General features: G+C 34.2%; 18 protein-coding genes and 1 tRNA gene. 8 read left to right on the top strand and 11 right to left on the bottom strand.

Features of this window, described 5'->3' with window-relative positions; translation table 11 throughout:
- Positions 1–10 precede the first annotated feature (10 nt).
- On the top strand, positions 11–475 hold the full coding sequence (locus ABEB23_RS11055; protein WP_348812657.1) for a VOC family protein: 465 nt from the start codon (positions 11–13) through the stop codon (positions 473–475).
- A 45-nt stretch (positions 476–520) separates the two neighbouring features.
- Here the strand turns inward: ABEB23_RS11055 and ABEB23_RS11050 are convergent, their stop codons facing one another.
- The 3 genes from ABEB23_RS11050 to ABEB23_RS11040 all read right to left on the bottom strand — a co-directional run bounded on the left by ABEB23_RS11050 (position 521) and on the right by ABEB23_RS11040 (position 4502).
- Positions 521–1090: a pentapeptide repeat-containing protein gene (locus tag ABEB23_RS11050; RefSeq protein WP_348812656.1), complete on the bottom strand. Its 570-nt coding sequence runs from the start codon at positions 1088–1090 to the stop codon at positions 521–523.
- Positions 1091–1252: 162 nt separating this feature from the next.
- On the bottom strand, positions 1253–2311 hold the full coding sequence (locus ABEB23_RS11045; protein WP_348812655.1) for a class I fructose-bisphosphate aldolase: 1059 nt from the start codon (positions 2309–2311) through the stop codon (positions 1253–1255).
- A 106-nt stretch (positions 2312–2417) separates the two neighbouring features.
- The gene (locus ABEB23_RS11040) at positions 2418–4502 is read right to left on the bottom strand and encodes a TonB-dependent receptor (protein WP_348812654.1); all 2085 of its coding nucleotides are present in this window, start codon (positions 4500–4502) and stop codon (positions 2418–2420) included.
- A gap of 255 nt (positions 4503–4757) precedes the next feature.
- On the opposite strand from ABEB23_RS11040, the gene ABEB23_RS11035 reads away from it, so the two are divergent.
- A complete protein-coding gene (locus ABEB23_RS11035; protein WP_348812653.1) occupies positions 4758–5924 on the top strand; it encodes an acyl-CoA dehydrogenase family protein in 1167 nt (388 codons plus the stop codon).
- Positions 5925–6006: 82 nt separating this feature from the next.
- Here the strand turns inward: ABEB23_RS11035 and ABEB23_RS11030 are convergent, their stop codons facing one another.
- From ABEB23_RS11030 to ABEB23_RS11020, 3 genes are all read right to left on the bottom strand, one after another.
- Positions 6007–6636: an MCP four helix bundle domain-containing protein gene (locus tag ABEB23_RS11030; RefSeq protein WP_348812652.1), complete on the bottom strand. Its 630-nt coding sequence runs from the start codon at positions 6634–6636 to the stop codon at positions 6007–6009.
- 826 nt (positions 6637–7462) lie between these two features.
- Entirely contained in the window at positions 7463–9073 is a 1611-nt protein-coding gene (locus tag ABEB23_RS11025; RefSeq protein WP_348812651.1) for a serine hydrolase, read from the bottom strand.
- A gap of 673 nt (positions 9074–9746) precedes the next feature.
- Positions 9747–9820, bottom strand: a tRNA-Arg gene (locus tag ABEB23_RS11020).
- 102 nt (positions 9821–9922) lie between these two features.
- On the opposite strand from ABEB23_RS11020, the gene ABEB23_RS11015 reads away from it, so the two are divergent.
- The gene (locus tag ABEB23_RS11015) at positions 9923–10435 is read left to right on the top strand and encodes an adenine phosphoribosyltransferase (protein WP_348812650.1); all 513 of its coding nucleotides are present in this window, start codon (positions 9923–9925) and stop codon (positions 10433–10435) included.
- Between the two features lie 140 nt (positions 10436–10575).
- On the opposite strand, the gene ABEB23_RS11010 is transcribed toward ABEB23_RS11015, so the two are convergent.
- From ABEB23_RS11010 to ABEB23_RS10995, 4 genes are all read right to left on the bottom strand, one after another.
- A complete protein-coding gene (locus ABEB23_RS11010) occupies positions 10576–10716 on the bottom strand; it encodes an SsrA-binding protein (protein WP_348812649.1) in 141 nt (46 codons plus the stop codon).
- A 76-nt stretch (positions 10717–10792) separates the two neighbouring features.
- Positions 10793–12658 (bottom strand): M56 family metallopeptidase, encoded by a 1866-nt coding sequence (locus tag ABEB23_RS11005; protein ID WP_348812648.1) that lies wholly within the window; start codon positions 12656–12658, stop codon positions 10793–10795.
- A gap of 65 nt (positions 12659–12723) precedes the next feature.
- Positions 12724–13092 (bottom strand): BlaI/MecI/CopY family transcriptional regulator, encoded by a 369-nt coding sequence (locus tag ABEB23_RS11000; protein WP_348812647.1) that lies wholly within the window; start codon positions 13090–13092, stop codon positions 12724–12726.
- 142 nt (positions 13093–13234) lie between these two features.
- A complete protein-coding gene (locus ABEB23_RS10995; RefSeq protein WP_348812646.1) occupies positions 13235–14452 on the bottom strand; it encodes an MDR family MFS transporter in 1218 nt (405 codons plus the stop codon).
- 96 nt (positions 14453–14548) lie between these two features.
- On the opposite strand from ABEB23_RS10995, the gene ABEB23_RS10990 reads away from it, so the two are divergent.
- The 5 genes from ABEB23_RS10990 (at position 14549) to ABEB23_RS10970 (ending at position 18298) form a co-directional block, all read left to right on the top strand.
- A complete protein-coding gene (locus ABEB23_RS10990; RefSeq protein WP_348812645.1) occupies positions 14549–15151 on the top strand; it encodes a DUF1684 domain-containing protein in 603 nt (200 codons plus the stop codon).
- Positions 15151–15807: a TatD family hydrolase gene (locus tag ABEB23_RS10985; RefSeq protein ID WP_348812644.1), complete on the top strand. Its 657-nt coding sequence runs from the start codon at positions 15151–15153 to the stop codon at positions 15805–15807. The genes ABEB23_RS10990 and ABEB23_RS10985 overlap by 1 nt, the downstream gene beginning before the upstream one ends.
- A 24-nt stretch (positions 15808–15831) precedes the next feature.
- Positions 15832–16548 carry a tRNA threonylcarbamoyladenosine dehydratase gene (locus ABEB23_RS10980; RefSeq protein ID WP_348812643.1) on the top strand — a complete coding sequence of 239 codons (717 nt, stop codon included), beginning with the start codon at positions 15832–15834 and terminating at the stop codon, positions 16546–16548.
- A 179-nt stretch (positions 16549–16727) separates the two neighbouring features.
- A complete protein-coding gene (locus ABEB23_RS10975; RefSeq protein WP_348812642.1) occupies positions 16728–17402 on the top strand; it encodes an HAD family hydrolase in 675 nt (224 codons plus the stop codon).
- 53 nt (positions 17403–17455) lie between these two features.
- Positions 17456–18298 carry a DUF2911 domain-containing protein gene (locus ABEB23_RS10970; protein ID WP_348812641.1) on the top strand — a complete coding sequence of 281 codons (843 nt, stop codon included), beginning with the start codon at positions 17456–17458 and terminating at the stop codon, positions 18296–18298.
- Positions 18299–18585: 287 nt separating this feature from the next.
- Here the strand turns inward: ABEB23_RS10970 and ABEB23_RS10965 are convergent, their stop codons facing one another.
- Positions 18586–20307: a sodium:solute symporter family protein gene (locus tag ABEB23_RS10965; protein ID WP_348812640.1), complete on the bottom strand. Its 1722-nt coding sequence runs from the start codon at positions 20305–20307 to the stop codon at positions 18586–18588.
- Positions 20308–20400: the final 93 nt, after the last annotated feature.

The raw sequence follows: 20400 nt of genomic DNA, 5'->3' as shown, positions 1-20400 counted from the left end.
AATTGAATTTATGCAAACTTCACACATTTACCCAGGAGCGTACACATTGAATGCATACATAACCATCAAAGGATGCAGTGACGCTATTGACTTTTACAAGAAAGCATTTAGTGCCACAGAACGGGGTCGTTTATTGATGCCCAATGGACTAATTGGTCACGCAGAAATAGTGATTGAAGGCTCCTTACTAATGATGGCTGACGAGAATCTGGAATGGGGTAACAAAAGCCCTTTAACCATTGGTGGAAATCCTATGTCTTTTGGATTGTATGTTAAAGATGCCGACGCAGTATATCAACAAGCGATTGATGCAGGTGCCACTGTTGTAATGGCAGTTGAAGATATGTTTTATGGAGATCGTGTCGGGCAAGTAATGGATCCTTTTGGCTATAAGTGGATGATAACCACTCATCAAGAAGATATGAGTTTTGAGGAAATGCAAAAACGATTTGACAAAATGTTAGCGGAACAATAGTTACTGGTTTCAAAAAATAGGTGATCAGAAAGCCGCTCTAATTTATTACTTTACAATGATATCATGTTTATAAAGCAAGCCTTTTAATCCTTCTACTGCAAAAATCGCCTTTTTCAATTTGGTAGTTTTTGGGTTAATAGAGTAGTTGTAACTGGTTTTGAAATTGGTTTTATTGGCGATTGCTTTATCAAATTCGGAGCGGTACAGATCACAATTTTCAAAAACAACTTCGGTCAAATCCGTTGCCATAAAATCTAATGCGATTAAGCTGCAATTGGTGAAAACCGTTCCCTTTATTTTTAAAGCGTAAAATTTTGAAAAGTCTAAAACACAGTCGTTAAAAGCAATTTCAAAAATCAATTTATCACACATAGCGAAATTAACTTCTTTAATTTCACAACGATTAAAAGTTGCAGTCCTAAAAGCGACATGATTAATTTTTGCATTACTGAAAATACAATCATTAAAAATACAATCGATAAAAGTGACCGCTATAAAGTTGCAGTCAGAAAAATTACAATTGCTAAAAGTACAGTTCTCAAATTCCTTAAAATTGACTTCTTCCGTATCGTAAATTATGTTTTCGTAAGTTATGTCAAGAAAATATTCTGGCATTTAAGGATTTTAGATTTTGGTATCGCCACAAAGAAACAAAATTTTGCAACTGAAAGCGTATCGAATTCAAATGAATTTAAAAATCCTTTTGAAAGAATAATTCCAAAAGAAAAACAAATAGGATAAACTGTAAATCAGGCAGACTTTATCTGAGCGAAAATCCTATACTACATCAATTTCCTTTGTTAGATAGACATCCTGAACACTATTAAGGAGTTTAACACCTTCGCTAAAGGGGCGTTGAAAAGCTTTTCTTCCTAATATAAGTCCGGTTCCGCCAGCTCTTTTATTGATTACAGCCGTTCTAATCGATTCGGCCAAATCGGAGGCACCTTTTGATTCGCCACCAGAATTTATTAATCCGGCGCGACCGGCATAACAATTAAGGACTTGGTAACGGCATAAATCAATGGGATGGTCTGAGGAAAGTTCCGTATACATTTTGGGATTACTCTTCGCGAATTTTAGCGTTGTAAATCCACCATTATTTTCTGGTAATTTTTGTTTAATGATATCTGCCTGAATAGTTACACCCAAATGATTGGCCTGACCCGTAATATCTGCGGCCACTTCATAGTTTGTGCCATCCTTTGTAAAATTATTGTTTCGCGTATAACACCACAATATACAAGCCATTCCTAACTCATGAGCTCTTTCAAAAGCTTCAGCTACCTCTATGATTTGCCGGTTTGAATTTTCAGATCCAAAGTAGATTGTAGCACCAACAGCAGTGGCTCCAAGATTCCAGGCGTCCAAAACACTTCCAAACATAATCTGATCGTATTTTGTAGGATAGGTAAGGAGTTCATTATGATTTATTTTGACAATGAAAGGAATTTTATGCGCATATTTTCTGGACATCATTGCCAAGTTCCCAAATGTGGTAGCTACGGCATTACAGCCACCTTCCATGGCCAATTTTATAATATTTTCTGGATCAAAATAGAGTGGATTTGGAGAAAATGAGCTGCCTGCGGTATGTTCGATACCCTGGTCAACCGGAAGTATAGACAAATAACCTGTATTTGCCAGCCTTCCATGGTTGTATAAGCTACTTAAACTCCGTAAAACCTGAGGATTACGATTACTCAATCCAAAAATAGCATCGATAAATTCAGCTGAAGGTTCATGTAGTAATTCTTTCGATATTTTTGGATTTCTAAAATCAAGAAGACTTTCTGCTTCTGTTCCCAGTATTTCTTTTATATCATTATAACTCATAACTATTTAAATTACAATTCATTATAAAGTTATGAAATTTATTTTTATCTTAATTAAATCATTGTTAAAGCTTTACCTTAAGGCTACTTTACTAATTTTTAAATCCTTATAGAAACAGATAAGAAAGTGAAACACCTCCATAAAAGTTCCTTGGATTTCCTGGATAATAATATCTGGGCGATGCACTACCAAAACCAACCGCATTAGGTAAAATACTGGCCGCGTAATGAGTATCTAAGGTATTGTTAACTCCAAAATATAATTCGGTGTAGATGCTTTTTAAGATTTTAAATCTATAGGTTGCTTTAATATCCAATAAGCTATAAGTATCTGTAAATTTTGAATTTGCATCGTTCATCGGAATTTCACCTACAGTCCTGTACGAAGTATTTAAACTAAAGTCTGCGGCTATACTCAAGTCTAATCCCAAACTCCATTGCAAATCAGGAGCGCCCGTCAGTGAATTGCCAGAATAATCATTATCTCCATCCACAAAATCTTTGAATTTAAAATTATTAACAGCCCCAGATAAATAGGAAATAACTTGCCATTGGGATGTTTCAAGAAGTTTATAATTCATAAAAAATTCTATGCCCTTATGACTACTTTCGCCTGCATTAGTTCCAACATACTGGTCCTCAGCAGTACGTCTGGCCACCAATAAATTGCTGATTTGTGTACTAAAGAATGTCAGTTCTGTATATAAATTGGTATCCAGCCAATTCCCTTTGAAACCCACTTCATAATTCCAACCTATTTCCGGTTTTAAATTGGTATTGATAGTTCCTTCTGGAGTCAGGGATTCCGCAACCGATGGTATTGAAAATCCTTTACTAACAGAAGCATAAATGTTTTTGCCCTCTCTTACTTTATAAGAAAGTGCCAGTCGGGGTGACCAAACCGTTCCGAAAGTATCAGATGAGTTGATCGTATTGGGTTGCAAAACATCTTTTAAAGAATAATTGGTTGTATTCCATGCCAGGCCACTTTCCAGATAAAGATTTTTCAAAAATTCCAGTCCTATTTGAACAAAATAATTGCTATAGTCCCTACTTTGTTCTATTTTACTGAATTCATCACCGGCAATACTTCCCTGACCAGGCTGCGATAAATATAAATTTTCGAATAGGGAAAAGGCGTACTTATCCAGTAATACTTCTGTTCCAAAACTAGCTTCAAAAGGGAGCGAAAACAAATCGTCTTTGTAATTTATCGTGGCACGTACTCCTATGGAGGTATTTTCTTCTTCTATAATATCAAAGGGTCTGGCTTCTTCTCCGGTTTTCAAATTTGAAAAAACACTGGCGTTAAGAGACCATTTTTCCGAGAGATGATGATTGTACCCAATTCCCATAAGCCATTTGTCATAAGACTCATATCCTTGGGCTGCTTCCCAATTGGCTGCCGCTTTTTCGGGATGTTCATTGTACGTTTTTTCATTTACTGAACTGGGTATAAAAGCTTTCAAACGTGTATAAATCCCAATAAAAGACAAAGTTCCATCCATACTTATTTTTTGATTTCCCTGAAAGTTAAACGATTTCCTGTTATAAGCACTATTGTCTCTAAATCCATCACTTTGCAAATGGGTATAACCGGAAAACAGATTGGATTTGGCGTCACTATAACCTGCAGAAAGCGTTTGTTTAATCAAACCAAAACTGCCATAAGTACTTACTGTTTTTCCAAAGGATTCCTGAAAAGGAGTTTCTCTTGCTGACAAATGAATAACACCTCCTAATCCTGCGCCAAAACCGGTGGAATTTGGTCCTTTAATTATTTCGATACTTCCAATGGTTTCCAAATCAATATCTTCAATCACGGTTTCGCCTTCGCCATTTGTCAATGGAATATTTTCAAAATAGGCTTTTATTTTATTGGTTCCATATTGTGTTCGGGCGCCAATTCCTCGAATCGTAATTCTGTTAGTATTCAAAGAACCTTGCTGCATATAAACGCCGGGGATTTTATTTAAGACAGAGGTCAATATCACGCCATCTATTTCATTCAGATCCTTTCTTTCAATGAGCGAAACAGCAGCTGCCGTATTTTGAATGGAAGTTTTAATAGGAGGGGCCTGAAGGATAACTTCCGAAAGAGCAATGGTATCCTTTTGCACTTGCCCAAAAACAGGCATCTCCCAAACAAGGAGGAGTATAAAGAAAAAAAAGGTAGCGCTGATTTTATACAATTGATTATCGGTTTACTAGCATTCAAAAATATAAATTTACCACTTCCTTTTGAAGCGGAAGAAACTAAATTTAGTAAATAATATCCCCAGTGAAAAGGCAATTATCAGTTAATTTGATGATTGCTTTTTATTTTGTATTCCTGACAGATTTTTTAAAACGAAAATTATGTAACTTTAGAAAGCAATTATGGCTAATAATCAACCATTCAGATTGCAGAACCTCAAGCATTCTCTCAACCAAAAATGTATAAAAAAATGCTACAAAATCTATTAATCGAGCGAAAAATATATGCGACCGAAGAGCATAAGATGATGCAGACCATGATTCAGGAATTCATTGCCCATGAGATTATCGATCATTTAGAAGAGTGGGAGAAAAACGGAATGGTATCCCGTGACATTTGGCAAAGAGCCGGAGAATTAGGATTGTTGTGTTTGGATATGCCTGAAATCTATGGAGGCGGAGGATTGGATTTTACCTTTAATGCCTTGTTGATTGAAGAGTTTGCCAAAAAGGGGATAACCGGTCCCGGATTTTCACTGCATTCTGATATTGTGGCGCCTTATTTATTGAAATATGGCACTGAGACACAGAAACAAAAGTATTTGCCGCTGATGGCCAGAGGTGAGATTATAACTGCTATTGGCATGACCGAACCTAATTGTGGAAGTGACCTGAAAGCGCTTCGCACCACAGCCGAAGACAAAGGAGATCATTATCTGGTCAACGGACAAAAAACCTTCATTACCAATGGTTTTATGTGCGATATGGCGATAGTAGCCGTAAAAACCAATCACAACACAGCGGAGGAGGGCGTCACCTTACTTATTATTGAATCGTCAATGCCTGGTTTCTATAAAGGCGTTCCTCTTAAAAAAATTGGAATGAAATCTCAGGATACCGCAGAGTTGTTTTTTGATAATGTAAAAGTGCCAAAAGAGAATAGATTGGGAGATGAAAAAGCAGGCTTTAAAATTATGATGCAGGAATTGGCCCGTGAACGCTTATCTGTTGGGATTACAGCAGTGGGGACTGCCCAAGGAGCCATCGAAAATACCATTGCTTATACTACCGAAAGAACCGCTTTTGACACCACCATTTCTGGATTTCAAAACACTCAATTCAAACTGGCCGAATGTGCTACACAATTACAAATTCATCAGGCTTTTTTAGATCGTTGTATCGAATTAGTAACAGTTCATCAATTGACTGCCGAAAGTGCCTCCATGATTAAATATTCAGCAACCGAGATGTGCGGAAAGGTGGTTGATGAATGTTTGCAGTTATTTGGCGGCTACGGATATATGTGGGACTACCCAATAGCCCATATGTATGCCGATAATCGCGTTGCTCGCATTTATGCCGGTACAAATGAAATTATGAAACTGGTTATTGCACGCAAATTGTTTAAAGATTCATGAAGTAAGCTTGTATTGTTAGGGTATTGAAAAATGAAAAGACAGATTAATTATTCAATACCTTATTTTAGACAAAGGTTATCTATTAATTCAAACTTGGAGATTGAGGTATTTTGACCGTTATTTTCTTTTTCTTAGCTATTAATAAATATAAGGTTATACCACCCAAAACTACCAGTAAAGCGATCTGAAGTTCGCCTAGAGTATTATTCCCTTTGTGCAAGGAATTGGAGTTAGCCAATTTTGATCTACCTTCCTCGATTTGAATTTGTGATAGCAGCTCCAGCGTTTGTAGAGCCTGATTACTTGAGTCAGCAACTTGAGTCCAATTTTTATTTTGGGTCTGTTTATTAATCTCAAAACATGAAGCCAAAAATGACTCAAATGATATTTTTTCTTTTGGCGTCAAAACAGTTTTTAGATATAATTTATCTATGCTGTAAATGTTTTTTAAGGCAGCCGTAATCTTATCTTTTTTTTGGGAATCATTTAGTTCTGATTGTGCTGCGTTTGTTTTTATGAAATGAAGTTCATTCGCATACTGGAAGATATAACGAGCTACAACTAATCGGTCATTATAGATGGTATTGATATCCTCATTTGCTTTTTTGGAATTGTGTAATGTATTGAAATTACTCAATAGGATAATAAGCATAACAACCAATAAAACAAAAGCAGCTTTTATTTTATTACTGTAATTTTTTAGATCTTTCATCGTGACTGATTTTATGGCTCCGCAATATAAGATATTGTTCTTAATTATAAATTACGATACCTGTGAAAGATTTATTTGTTTGTTTATCGATATATTAATTAGTTACGGTTCACCCCCTTATACTTATCGGCACGCAGATAACACAGATTTGAAATCGAGTCTCTTCCAATCTTTTTATTTAATCCCCAACTTTTGAACTTGATCTCTAAAAATTAAAAATGTATAATATTAAAAAAAAAACATAAAAAAAGCCCATTTCGTAATGAAATGGGCTTTAAATTTGTGACCCTAACTGAACAATTTACAAACCATTTTATGAACGATTTAAAGAAATTAGCCTATTTTCAAGTGAATTTGTAAGATAATTATTTTGAATTTTTATTCAAGAGAGGTTTGTATGTATCGTAGGGATTAAATGTTAAAAAAGTTAAAATTAAAATTTTTGATTAAATAAAGTCAAGTAAAAAAACATCTACTTGAGGAAAAGCAATGCTTCATAGAATTTACCTTGATCAAGTAAAATTAAACTATTATCATTAAACTATTCAAGTCAAAATTTGATGACAATTTTATTTTTTTACCCATGGCTAAGGTTTAGAGTAGAGAGGATGATTCGAAACCTAAGCATTTGCCCCATGACTAAGTTGCATTTATAAATATTTATTAAGTTGTGTGCCATGATTTTGTCAAGAAAGTTAAAAACGTATAGAATTGCAACATATTTGTCCTTAATTCGCCTTAGCTTTTTGTGGCAGAAATAGTATCAAGTCCATCATTGTTCGTGCTACGCACGGCAACGAATCCCTTAGCTGTTGTAGGCTGTTTTTTAACTTTTCTTGAAAATTTTGTATTTTGGTTTTTCGTAATCAGCTATGTCCAAAATAATATCATAAACGCCTGTTAAAATTTCTATACTATCTCCTTTTGGCATTATTCCGTCGCTCATATCTTTTCCAAAATTTAAAGTCCAATCGTCATTAAAACGAAATTTAAGCTCTCCTGTTTTTAAAGCTACATTTTTAATTGTCCAAATTCCTTTTGTTTCAGTTTCAAAAAGTTTTGCATCAGGACCTTCCCAGCCTTTTTCTGTGGCACTTCCTACAATTCCCCAAGAAGGAAATATTTTTTTTGCTTTTTTTAGTTGATTTCCTACATGAAAACTTAATGACTCTATTTGTGAAGTCTTGTCTCTTTCAAAAATTACATCACCCATTAATTCTTCAGCGAAAAATAAATTTTCTTTTACAGGATATAGAATAGTTGTGGGTCCGTTTCCACTTTGCAATTTTAATTTATTGTTTTCAACTGTAAGGTAAATTACAAAATTGTTTTCTACTTGATAAGTTCCCTCATATTGCTTTAAAGTTTCTGAGCTTATGTTGGCTACAACTGGAATTTTGTAATCTTTATCATATAAATTATACAAAGTTTTCATAATAGCATAAGTGGCTGTGTTTAAACCTCTTTCTGTATTTGTAAGCAGTATAATGCAGATATCATCTTCGGGAATTTGGACAAAATTGCTACAAAAACCGGCTCCATAACCACTATGACCAACTGTCATTTTTTTAAACATTGGCATTGTAATCCAACCATAACCATAATTTTTTTTGAAAGGTGTATATGCTTTTTCTAAACTTTGTTTGGAGATAATTTTGTAATTTTTTAGTCCATTATAATATTTGTTTAAATCTTCAACAGTTGAGTATATTCCACCAGCTGCAAAAGGCATAGGTGGATCATAAACAATCGATGGTTTTTGTTCTTTTTCAGAAAAAATCTCATAGCCAATGACTTTATTTTCACTTTTTAGATTTTTAAAAGCAAAACCACTTTGCTTCATTTTCAATGGTTTAAATATGTATTTTTCAACTGCTTTTTCGTAACTCATTCCAGTAACTTTTTGAATTACATAGCCTAGAAAATAATATCCCGAGTTAGAATAACTCCAATCAGTTCCAACTGGAAAATCCAAAGGTTTTGTTTTTTGAAATTCAATAAATGATTTTTCCGTTTGGTCTTTCATATCATTTCCTCTGGTATAGTCATAAACTCCAGAGGTATGGGTTAACAAACTTTCAATTGAAATAGCACTTGCATCGGGATAATCTGGATAGAACTTTGAAAGTTTATCCTGTAATGAAAGTTTTTTTTCTTCTACTAACTTTAAAATTACCGTTGCTGTAAAAGTTTTTGTAATGGAATATATTTGAAAAATGCTGTTAGCGTTATTTTCCTTTTTTAAATCTACATTTGATAGTCCATAACCTTTATTTAGCAAAGTTTCTCCTTTTTCAGAAATAAAAACAGAACCGTTAAATAGATTTTGTTGATTGTAAAATTCAAAAAGTTGTTCTAATTTTTCTTTCTTACTTTGTGCAAAAACCAATTGTGTTATAAATAATAAAATAAAAGTTATTGATTGAATTGATTTCATATTTTTTTGATTCTTTATTGAATTCTAACTAACGGTTTGCCCTTTGTGACAGTTGCGTAAATTTATAATAAAAGATTACAAATAAAAATTCCTAACTGAATTTTCAAGCAAAATTCAGAGCACAAGCTAAGCTAACACATTCAATAATATCCTGCTTTATTTATATAGAGTAAATAACTTTACTGAAGCAAGTTTTATATTTGAACATGTCTATAACAGTTTTTGCATTACAGTCCTTTTAATTCTAAAAAAAAATAGACCATTCAGCTATGTAAATTATTATGTGATTCATGTTTACAAATCTTTGTCTTTTTCATTTAAAAATTTTATTACTACAGCATTTGCCATGTTTTTTAAGAAACTCAAAATTTCTACAGCTTATTCCAAAGTAACATTCATTCCTTCATCATTAAGCATTTTTTTGAGCCTTCTGAGGGTGTAATTTTCCTATGACCTTTTCTTCCTCAGATTCTATAAACCTAAATTATTGTTAATATAAAGACAAGGAATTTCTGCAAGTATCATATTTACAGGCTTTGGAAGCGGTTTGAATCCAATAAGGTCAACTCTATAGGACACCCAAACCATTTCTTTTTAGTGGTATTAACTGGTTAAATAGATAGGGAAAGGCCAAAAAAAAAGCTAAAACTTTCGTTTTAACTTTTTTTAAGAGTGACCTCGACTGGATTCAAACCAGTAACCTTCTGAGCCGTAATCAGATGCGCTATTCAGTTGCGCCACGAGGCCTTAATGATTGCTAATTCAGTCGTTATTGATCGTCTTAGCGGGTGCAAATATAGGGATAATTGTGTAACTTGCAAGTCAAATTTTAGATAAAATCAAAAAAATATGCCAATAGAAAATTATATACGTGATATTCAAGGTTTTCCAAAAGAAGGAATTTTATTTAAAGACATCACTCCTTTATTAATTAATCCCGAAGCCAGAAATAAATGCCTAAAATTATTGGTTTCTACCCTCAAGGATAAAAAAATTGATAAGGTAATAGGAGTGGAAAGTCGGGGTTTTTTCTTCGGAATGCTAATCGCCCAGGAACTGAACGTGGGTTTTGTTCCGGTACGAAAACCTAAAAAACTACCCTATAAAACCATTTCTGCCACATATGATTTAGAATATGGTACTGACACCTTAGAGATTCATGTGGATGCCATTCAAAAAGGAGACCGTATCCTGATTCATGATGATGTTTTGGCAACAGGAGGAACAGCCAAGGCCGTTTGCGAATTGGTCGAACGGTTGGGTGGTGAAATCGTACAATGCAATTTCCTGATGGAGCTCGCTTTCCTAAATGGTAGGGCAAAGATCAAAGGAAATGATATTTTTGCGGCGATTACCTATTAAGAACTGGTCAGTGATCAGATTACCGATTCCACGTTTTTCAGAATGTGGTGCAAAATTAAGATTGTATAAAATTAGAGGACGTTTTAAATCCGAAACCAATTCCGAAGCTTCATGACGTTAATCATCCATCTTAATTTTCCTTAATCTAAAGCGCGAGAGGTCACATAATATCGGTAGCCAATAATAGCCAATTGCCATTTCTTAGCTTTGGAGACATCCAATCTTTTTTTGGTAAAACTGGGTAGAATTATTTTGTTGATTTGAGCCAGGATTTTAAACATAGTTATTTTTTTTTTCAAAGATATAAAAAAAGACGGTCTTGATGAGGGACCGTCTTTTTGGGTTTTTATAAGAATTCTATTTTTTTCTTTCGTGTTCCAAATTAGAATGATATTCTTCCATTTGTTGTTCGTACACTTTCATTTTTTTCTCAAAAGCCTCCATTTCTTTATTGAATGGCTCCATTTTCTTATCAAATTCTTCCATCTCTTTATCGAAAGCTTCCATCTGAGGTTCTAATTTTTTCATCTTAGCTTCGTAGTCTTCCATTTTCTTTTCAAACTCTTTCCAAGCTTTTTTATCACCATTCACTGGATCTCCTTTTGGTGCTTTGGGCGCTTTTGGAAACGCAGGCGGAGCAGGAGTTTTAATATTTAAAACTGGTGGGGTTGGAGGAGTCGGGGGAACTGGCAAATTTCTGTCTTGAGGATGTTGTATTCCATTTCTGGTTACAATTCGGATGGTTTTCTCATTGTTATTCACATCCATTCTCTCAATTGTATTTTGATCTAAAACATCTAACTCATTTTGAGATACTTTTTGACCATTGATATAAATGTCATTCTCATTAGCCATTTTAGCATACTTATTCGTAATGATTCGGATTTCCTGTTTGTCATCATTCTTATTGACATTTATAGTGGTAATCTCATTCGGATCTAATTTATCCAAATCATTTTGACTTACTTTTTCTCCATTAATAAAGATTTCTTTTTCAACAGCAAGTTCTTGAGCTTCTGAAAGTGCAATCTTAGCATCATTATTTTTAATTCTAGCATCGATTTCAGCATCAGTGATATTGATTTTTCCTGATCCGTCATGCTTGATGTAAATATCTTTGATTGCATTCGAACTATGTTGTTTATAAGTACCATTACCGTACTCGCTTCCACTATAGTTTACTGTTATTCCAATGATTTCATTTTTGGAATTGCGTTCAATTTCAGAAAAGACTAAATCACAATTAAACTCTTTTTTGAAAAATTCAGCTTTCTTTTTTAAATCTTCATCTGAAAAATTCTTGCTAATAGTGGTAACGACATCCAATACAGTTTTTGACACAGTCTGACTCTCTCTTTCCTTTGCAATAACTTTTATTTGGAATAAAAACACAAAGGCGACTAAGACCGGTAATACAAAGGCGTATTTCCATAAATTTCTCTTTTTTGATTGATTTTTGTTTAACATAACGATTCGTTTTTTGATTAATGATTGATAAAAATGATTGGTGATGGCAACACAATTTTCCTGTGTTGTTATTTTTAAAAGCGTGATTTGATAGGCTTTTTTATCTGATATTTTTTTGGAAGCTTCGCTATCAGCAATAAATTCAAGGTTTTGAAGAATTGCTTTTTTATACAACCAGATGAATGGGTTGAACCAAAAAACAACACAAAACAATCTTGAAATTAATACATCAGCCGTGTGATTTTGTTCGCTGTGTACTTTTTCGTGTTCTAAAATATTTTCTAATTCGGAAGCATTATATAAAGTGGAATTGTAAACGATAGTATTAAAATAAGAGAAAGGAGCCAAATTTTCTCTAACATCTACAAATTTAAAATCGGCTTGATGCTGAATAGTTTTACCTTTTAATACGGAATTCAAACTATAAAAATCGAAAGCAAATTTAGCCAATAAAAGTAGTAGCCCGATTCCGTAAGCGGCCGCTGTAATCATAGGCAAATAATCCTCAAATGATTTTTCTTCGGCATATGTGTTCATAGGAACATTGGACCAATCGATATCGGTTGGCGCTGGTTCTATCCACACTATTTTGGTGATAAAAACCAATGGCAAAATAACCGAAGTAAATAGGCCCGCCAACAAAAACCAACGATTGCTATTGAAAAAGGTCTCTTTTCGCAACATAAAAAAATAGGCCACATAAAACAGTCCAATTAATCCGCTTGATTTGATAAGATATATAAACAATGCTTCCATAGCTGTGGTTTCTTCGAAGGTTATACTATTTACGCTGTACTAAAGTTTAATTTTTTACAAAAGAATTATTTCTCTTGCTTTTGAGTTTCAATCATTGCCAAAATCTCACGCAATTCAGCAGCTGAAATCTTTTCTTCTTTGGCAAAAAAGGATACCATATTCTTATAGGAACTATTGAAAAAATTATCAATTGCTGTATTCATGAATTTTTTTCTGTAGTCTTCAATACTTACGATAGGGTAGTATTGATGGGTGTTCCCAAAGGCATTGTGCGCTACATATCCTTTTTCTTCCAAATTGCGTACAATGGTAGAAAGGGTGTTGTAATGTGGTTGTTCTTCAGTGATTTCAGCCATGACTTCTTTTACGAATGCTTTTTTAAGCTTCCATAAGATGTGCATGATTTCTTCTTCTTTATTAGTTAGTTTTTGCATGATTTCTAAATTTGAATCAAACTTACAACTATTTTTATAGTTTGCAAACTAAAAATATAGTTATTTAACTAAAATTTAAGTTTCATCAGAAAAATTCATTCTTTAGAAAGGAAAATGGAAGGTAAAAAGGTGAAAAATTGGACTACTTATTTTCCTCAAACAATAACTTTTGCAACCAGATGCAACAAGCCAAGGCAATAAGCCCCAAAGTTCCCATGAGCAGCCAATTGATCTGATATCCAAAATGACTGATGATATCCATTCCGGTTTTGGAACTCACAATATGCGCCAAACTAAAACTCATGGTAAACAAAGCCATATAACGTCCTTCATGACCTTTGGGCGCGCGGCTTAACGCAAACGAATTGGAAAACGGAAAAATAAACATTTCTCCAAACGTAACAAAAATGATACTTACGATTAAAATTCCAGCCCAAATATTAATCAGTAATATGTAGAAACTGATAGCCATCAAAAGACATCCGTAAAGAATAACTTTAAGCTTACTGATGTTCTTTCTTTGAACAATACTTACAATAGGCATTTCCAAAAGAAAAATAATCAGACCGTTCAACGATAATAAAAGACCGCTTTGAAATTCGGTCAGTCCAAATTTCTCGTTGTGGTACAAAGGCAGAGTAGTGAAAATCTGGAAAAAAAGGACCGCTGTTACAAAGCATATAAACAGAAATATCCAAAATATTTTATCTTTGAAAACAGAAGTATATTCGACATTCTTTTCGTTTTCACGCTCGTATTCCACCGTTCCTTTCTTCTCTTTTATCAAAAATGCAAAGATCAAAATCGAAACGATACAAGTGGTTCCATCTACCCAAAACAAACCCTTATAACCTAATCCCATAATAACTAAACCTCCCAGTGCAGGGCCGGCCGTAAAACCGAGATTCACTGCTAAACGAACTAATGTCAATGCCTTTGTTCTGTTTTCGGGTTTGGCATAGGTTCCAAGTGAAACAAACATAGCCGGACGAAACATATCTGCAATAGTCATGATAGCAAACATTCCGATACACAATCCCCAAAAACTGGTAATGTATTGAATACCAAAAAACATAACTCCACTAGTAAAAAGACTGAAAATCATTATTTTATAAAACCCTATCTTATCTGATAGTTTACCTCCTAACCAAGAACCAAGCATGGAGCCAATACCAAATGCCACCATAATCCAACCCACCTGACTATAGGTGAAATTTAAGTCTTCCTTTAAATATTTAGATAAAAAAGGCAAAACCATTGTACCGGCGCGATTGATAAAAGTAATAATAGCCAGGATCCAAACTTCTCTTGAAAAACCTTTGAAGTTGTTTATGTAGCGATGGATTGCGGTTTTAAGCATGTATAAAATTCAATTTTTGCAAAGGTAAGCAAGTTTGTGGCTATGCGTCTTTGTGGCATTGCAACTTTTAAACTATTTTTGCGTAAAATATAAAAAATGAGAAAGATAGTCCTTTTGTTTTTTTTGGTGGTATTTCATTTTGGCTTTAGCCAAGATAAATTTGACATGGCTTTGGTCGAAAAATTCCAAAAAGAATTGAATTCGGAATATGCTGATGCCAAAACAAGTCCGTTAACAGCAGAAGACTTGGCTACTTTTAAAGGTTTGGATTATTATCCCATCAATGAAAAATTCTTTGTGACCGCTAAGTTTGTCAGAACTGAAAATGAAAAACCGTTTGAAATGCCAACTTCGACCGACAGGAAACCTATGTATGTAAAATATGGAGAGGCCTATTTCACGATCGATGGTTCTGATTTTAAGCTGAATATTTACAGAAATATTGAACTTTCGAAAAAAGAAGAATACAAAGACTATCTGTTTTTGCCATTTTCTGATTTGAGTTCTGGAAAAGAAAGTTACATCGGAGGAAAATATATTGACACCAGAGTTCCAAAAGGAGATACGATTACCATTGATTTTAATACTTCATACAATCCGTATTGCGCGTATAATCATAAATATTCCTGTCCGAAAGTACCTTTAGAAAATGATTTGAATATCGAAATAAATGCAGGTGTCAAAAAATTTCACGATTAATGGAGTTTTTTAACTTACATACACACGTTTTTACGAACCAACCCAATATACTGGAATTAGTTAATCAATATCCGCAGGAATTTGATGCATCGATAGCCTTTTATTCGATAGGGATTCACCCCTGGTTTATTGTGGAGGAACGTCTGGAGTCGGATTTACAGATTATTGAAAGTAAATTACAGGAACCGAATTGTCTGGCTGCGGGAGAATGTGGATTGGACAAACGAATCGATATCCCAATGGAATTGCAGCAATCTGTTTTTGAAAAACAATTACTTTTGGCCGAGAAATACCAAAAACCTGTCGTTATCCATTGTGTGGCTGCTTTTCAGGAACTGATTGATACCGTAAATAGGCTGCAAATTACTGTTCCTATATTGATTCATGGATTTTCAAAAAAGGAACAATTGGCTAAGCAATTATTGGATAATGGATTTTATATTTCCTTTGGAAAGTACCTGTTACTTAATCCGGAATTGGAATCGGTTTTTAAAAGCATGCCCGACGACCGTTTTTTTCTGGAAACAGATACTGTAGAAGAAGGAATTCAGGAAGTATACGCTTTAGCAGCAAAATATAAAGGAATTACGATAGAAGCAATTCAAAAACAAGTAAACAGTAATTTTGAAACTGTTTTTAAACAAATAAAGAGATAACCAAATTAACGAATAAACTTTATTATGGCAGAGTGGACAGAGAGAGCCGAACTTTTATTTAAAAAAGAAGGATTAAACAAATTGCAAAATGCAAACGTATTAGTGGTAGGATTAGGCGGTGTAGGCTCCTTTGCTGCAGAATTTTTGGCAAGGGCAGGAGTGGGGAATATGACGATTGTAGATGGTGATGTGGTTGATATTACTAATATTAACAGACAATTACCTGCTTTGCATTCTACAGTTGGACAGCCTAAAGTGATGGTCGTTGGTGACCGATTAATGGATATTAATCCCGAATTGAAATTAACACGTGTACAAGAATTCCTTTCACCAGAGCGTGCTTTTGATATCGTCACAGAAGATTTTGATTATGTTTTGGATTGTATTGACAGTGTGACACCCAAACTGAATTTGATTATCGCTGCCAAACGAAAAAGAGTTAAAATCATAAGCAGTATGGGCGCCGGTGGTAAAATGGAAGCCTCAAAAGTGAAAGTAACAGATATATCCAATACCATTAACTGTTATTTTTCAAAAACCATAAGAAGACGATTAAAAGAAGTGAAAATTGATAAATTGAAAGTGGTTTTTTCTTCTGAAATTCAAGACGAAAGCAGTCTTAGAATGACAGACGGGAAAAATTTCAAAAAATCTTTTTACGGTACCAACAGCTATATGCCTGGATTATTCGGCCTGTATGCCGCAGAAACTGTAATCCGTTATTTGCTTAAGAAAGAATAATTAGCTTTTAGTCTCCGTTTACAGTCTCAGTTGTGGCAGCCAGTGATTAGAAAAGAATGCAGAGTTTGCAGCCTCAGTAAACAGATAAAAATGATAATAATAATTTAAAAAAAAACTTGGTGATTTTGAATCTTAGCTACTCAAAAGCTTCGATGCCTAGACCCACATAATCTAAAAAAATGATACAAACAGTAATTTTCGACATGGATGGTGTAATTGTAGACACAGAGCCGGTACACCATTATGCCTATTACAAACAATTTAAAGAATTGAATATTACAGTTCCTAATGAAATGTATACCTCATTTACAGGATTTTCAACCCGAAACACCTTTCAGACATTGAAAGAAGCTTTTCAATTGGAACAAGAAGTGGAAGATTTGATTCAAAGAAAAAGAACTATTTTTAACGATGCTTTCGACAGTAAAGAAGATTTAGATTTATTGGAAGGCGTTAAAAATTTAATCCAAGACCTACATGCCAACGGTATGCAATTAATTGTGGCTTCTTCGGCTTCAAAGGTTACTATTGATCGTGTATTCACCCGTTTTGGTCTGCATGAATATTTTAGTCACATTGTGAGCGGCGAAGATTTCCCGAAATCGAAACCACACCCAGCTATTTTTGAGCATGCCGCCTCATTGTCAATTGCCCCAAAAGAGAACTGCATTGTGATTGAAGACAGTACCAATGGAGTGAAAGCTGCAAAAGCTGCAGGAATTTTTTGTGTGGGTTACAACAGTCTTCACTCTAAAGATCAAGATTTAACAGAAGCAGATATCGTTATTAATCATTTTGCAGAATTGAGTTTTGAGGAAGTCGCAAAGATTGATTCTAAATTAAGTAATAATTAACATTTGGAACTATCTGAATTTGTAAATTTGAAAGATAACTTAATATATACTTTATGAGAAAAATAATTATCGCATTGGCCATTATTATTGCCAACTTTACTATTGAGGCACAGGTAAAAACACCGCAGGCCAGTCCTAAAGCTACAGTATTTCAAACGGTAGGTTTAACAGATGTTGAAGTGAACTATTCAAGACCTGGTGCCAGAGGTAGAGCTGTTTTTGGAAATTTGGTTCCTTTTGGAAAATTATGGAGAACCGGAGCCAATGAAAACACAACTATCTCTTTCAGCGATGATGTGGTTATTGACGGAAAAACATTAAAAAAAGGAAAATATGCTTTGTATACTATTCCTAAAATTGAAAGCTGGGAAATAATTTTTTATACAGAAACTAATAATTGGGGATTACCACCGGAGTTTAATGAAGCAAATGTTGCTCTTCGAACTACAGTAAAAGAAGAAGCTTTGCCAAAACCAGTGGAAACACTTACTATCGGCATTAACGGATTGGATGCTAATTATGCTTTTTTGGAAATTTCTTGGGAAAATTCTCATGTAGCTTTAAAATTTGAAGTTCCAACGCAACAATTAGCTATCGCAAACATCGAGAAAGCATTAGCCGGCCCAACAGCAGGTGATTATTTTTCTGCAGCTCAATTTACATACCAATCAAATGGTGATAATACTAAAGCATTAACATATGTAAACAAAGCTTTGGATATGAGTACTGAAAAACCTTTCTGGTATCTACGTTTGAAATCATTGATTCAGGCCAGACAAGGTGACAAAAAAGGAGCTATCGAAACTGCTAAATTATCCCTTGCAGCATCAGAAGTAGCCAAAAATCAAGATTATGTAAAAATGAATAAAGAGAGTATTGCTGAATGGAGTAAGTAATAATTTGTCTTTTTTTAATACTAAAAATCCCGTCTCAATAAATTTTGAGACGGGATTTTTTTATTTACACTATCCATTAAATTAATAACTTCCTGAGTCCGATTCCCCATTTTTTTTTTTACAAGGGTTTCAATACCATGCTATCAAATAGGGTCGGTATTTCTATCGTAAGGAACTAAACCAATTAGGTTAAATGTAATAATCCTTTACTGGACAAAAAGCAACGAGTCCTATTTTTCTACCAATAATAAATCCCAAAAAGATAGAAATACTAAAAAATCAAAGAGTTATGACAACTCTTTTTCATTCCTGAAAATTGTCCACTGCAACAACAATGACATTAGCACTGTAAGCATCGCACCAATAAAATTAAGCCACAAATAACCCAATTTTTCTTCCCCGCTTGGATAAATATAAATCGCAAAATAATAGATTACAAAAATCGTGAGTTGGCTAAAAACCGCACTATAAAAAATCGCTTTGGATTGTACTTGTTTCATATAAAAACCAACCAAAAATATCCCTAAAACAGTTCCATAGAAAATAGAACCAATGATATTAACCAATTGAATCAAATTTTCAAACAAGGTGCCAATACATGCAAAGAGTATAGCAATGACTCCCCAAACTAAGGTGAAAAATTTGGTCGCATTCAGATAATGCTTTTCTGATTTTTCCTCTTTGAGATTGCGTTTGTAAATATCAATAGCCGTTGTAGACGCCAAGGCATTCAATCCGGATGCTGTAGATGACATCGCAGCAGAGATGATTACAGCAAGTAATAATCCGATAAGTCCTTTCGGCAAGTAAGTTAGAATGAAGTGAAAAAATACATAATCCTTGTCATTCGTTTCACTGTTGCTATCCGCTTTTGAGATAATTTCTTTGGCACGATCCCTCAAATCTTTCTCTTTATTAGAAAGTGCCACTAATTCTTTTCGAAGAATAGGATTGTCATAATCTTGATTCAACTGTTCGATATACAATAAGTTAATCACTTTTTTGTCTTCCGATAATGCTTCCAATTTCTTTTCCAGAACATGATACTCTTCCTTGAATGCCGATTTTTCAACAATCTGTTTATTATTCGGATTAAAATTTAAAGGAACAGGATTAAATTGAAAGAAAACAAAAACCATCACTCCGGTAAGCAAAATGAAGAATTGCATAGGTACTTTTAATAAGCCATTCATGATTAATCCCATCTGACTTTCCTTAACCGACTTTCCGGATAAATATCGGCCCACCTGAGATTGATCCGTTCCAAAATATGCCAGGGCCAAGAAAAAACCTCCCGTAATACCACTCCAGAACGTATATTTTTCTTCAGGATCAAATGAAAAATCAACGACATTCATTTTGTCATTTGCTCCAGCGATATGTAAGGCGCTGTTAAAGGTCATATCGTTTGGCAAGTAATGTAAAATCAGGAAAAAAGTGATAAACATTCCAGACATTATGACAAACATTTGCTGTTTTTGGGTCACATTTACCGCCTTTGTTCCTCCCGAAAAGGTATAAATAATCACCAAAACACCTATTACAATATTCATATATGTAAGGTTCCAACCCAATATCGCTGATAAAATGATGGCTGGCGCATAAATGGTAAGTCCGGTTCCCAATCCTCTTTGAAACAAGAAAAGTAAGGCTGCTAAGGAACGTGTTTTTAAATCGAATCTTTTTTCGAGGTATTCGTAAGCGGTGAAAACCTTGTATTTATGATAAATCGGAATAAAAGTGACACAAATAATCACCATGGCAATAGGCAGTCCGAAGTAAAATTGCACAAACCCCATACCGTCATGATAGGCTTGTCCCGGTGTAGACAAAAAGGTTATCGCACTCGCTTGTGTTGCCATTACAGAAAGTCCTACGGTGTACCATGGCGTTTCATTATTCCCTAAAATAAAGTCCTCGACATTTTTACTTCCCTTGGTTTTCCAAGAGCCATAAATAACAATAAACAGTAGTGTGACTATAAGTACGATCCAATCAAATAATTGCATAGGTTAAGAGTATAATTGCATAATGAGACAAAAAATCAAAATATAAATAACATTCGCTACCAAAACCCAAGTGTAGCTTCTTTTCCAGGTTTT

Source organism: Flavobacterium maritimum (assembly GCF_040049085.1).
GTDB lineage: Bacteria > Bacteroidota > Bacteroidia > Flavobacteriales > Flavobacteriaceae > Flavobacterium > Flavobacterium maritimum.
Note: the sequence above shows the minus strand (reverse complement) of the source record. Positions and strands in the feature narration are given on the sequence as shown.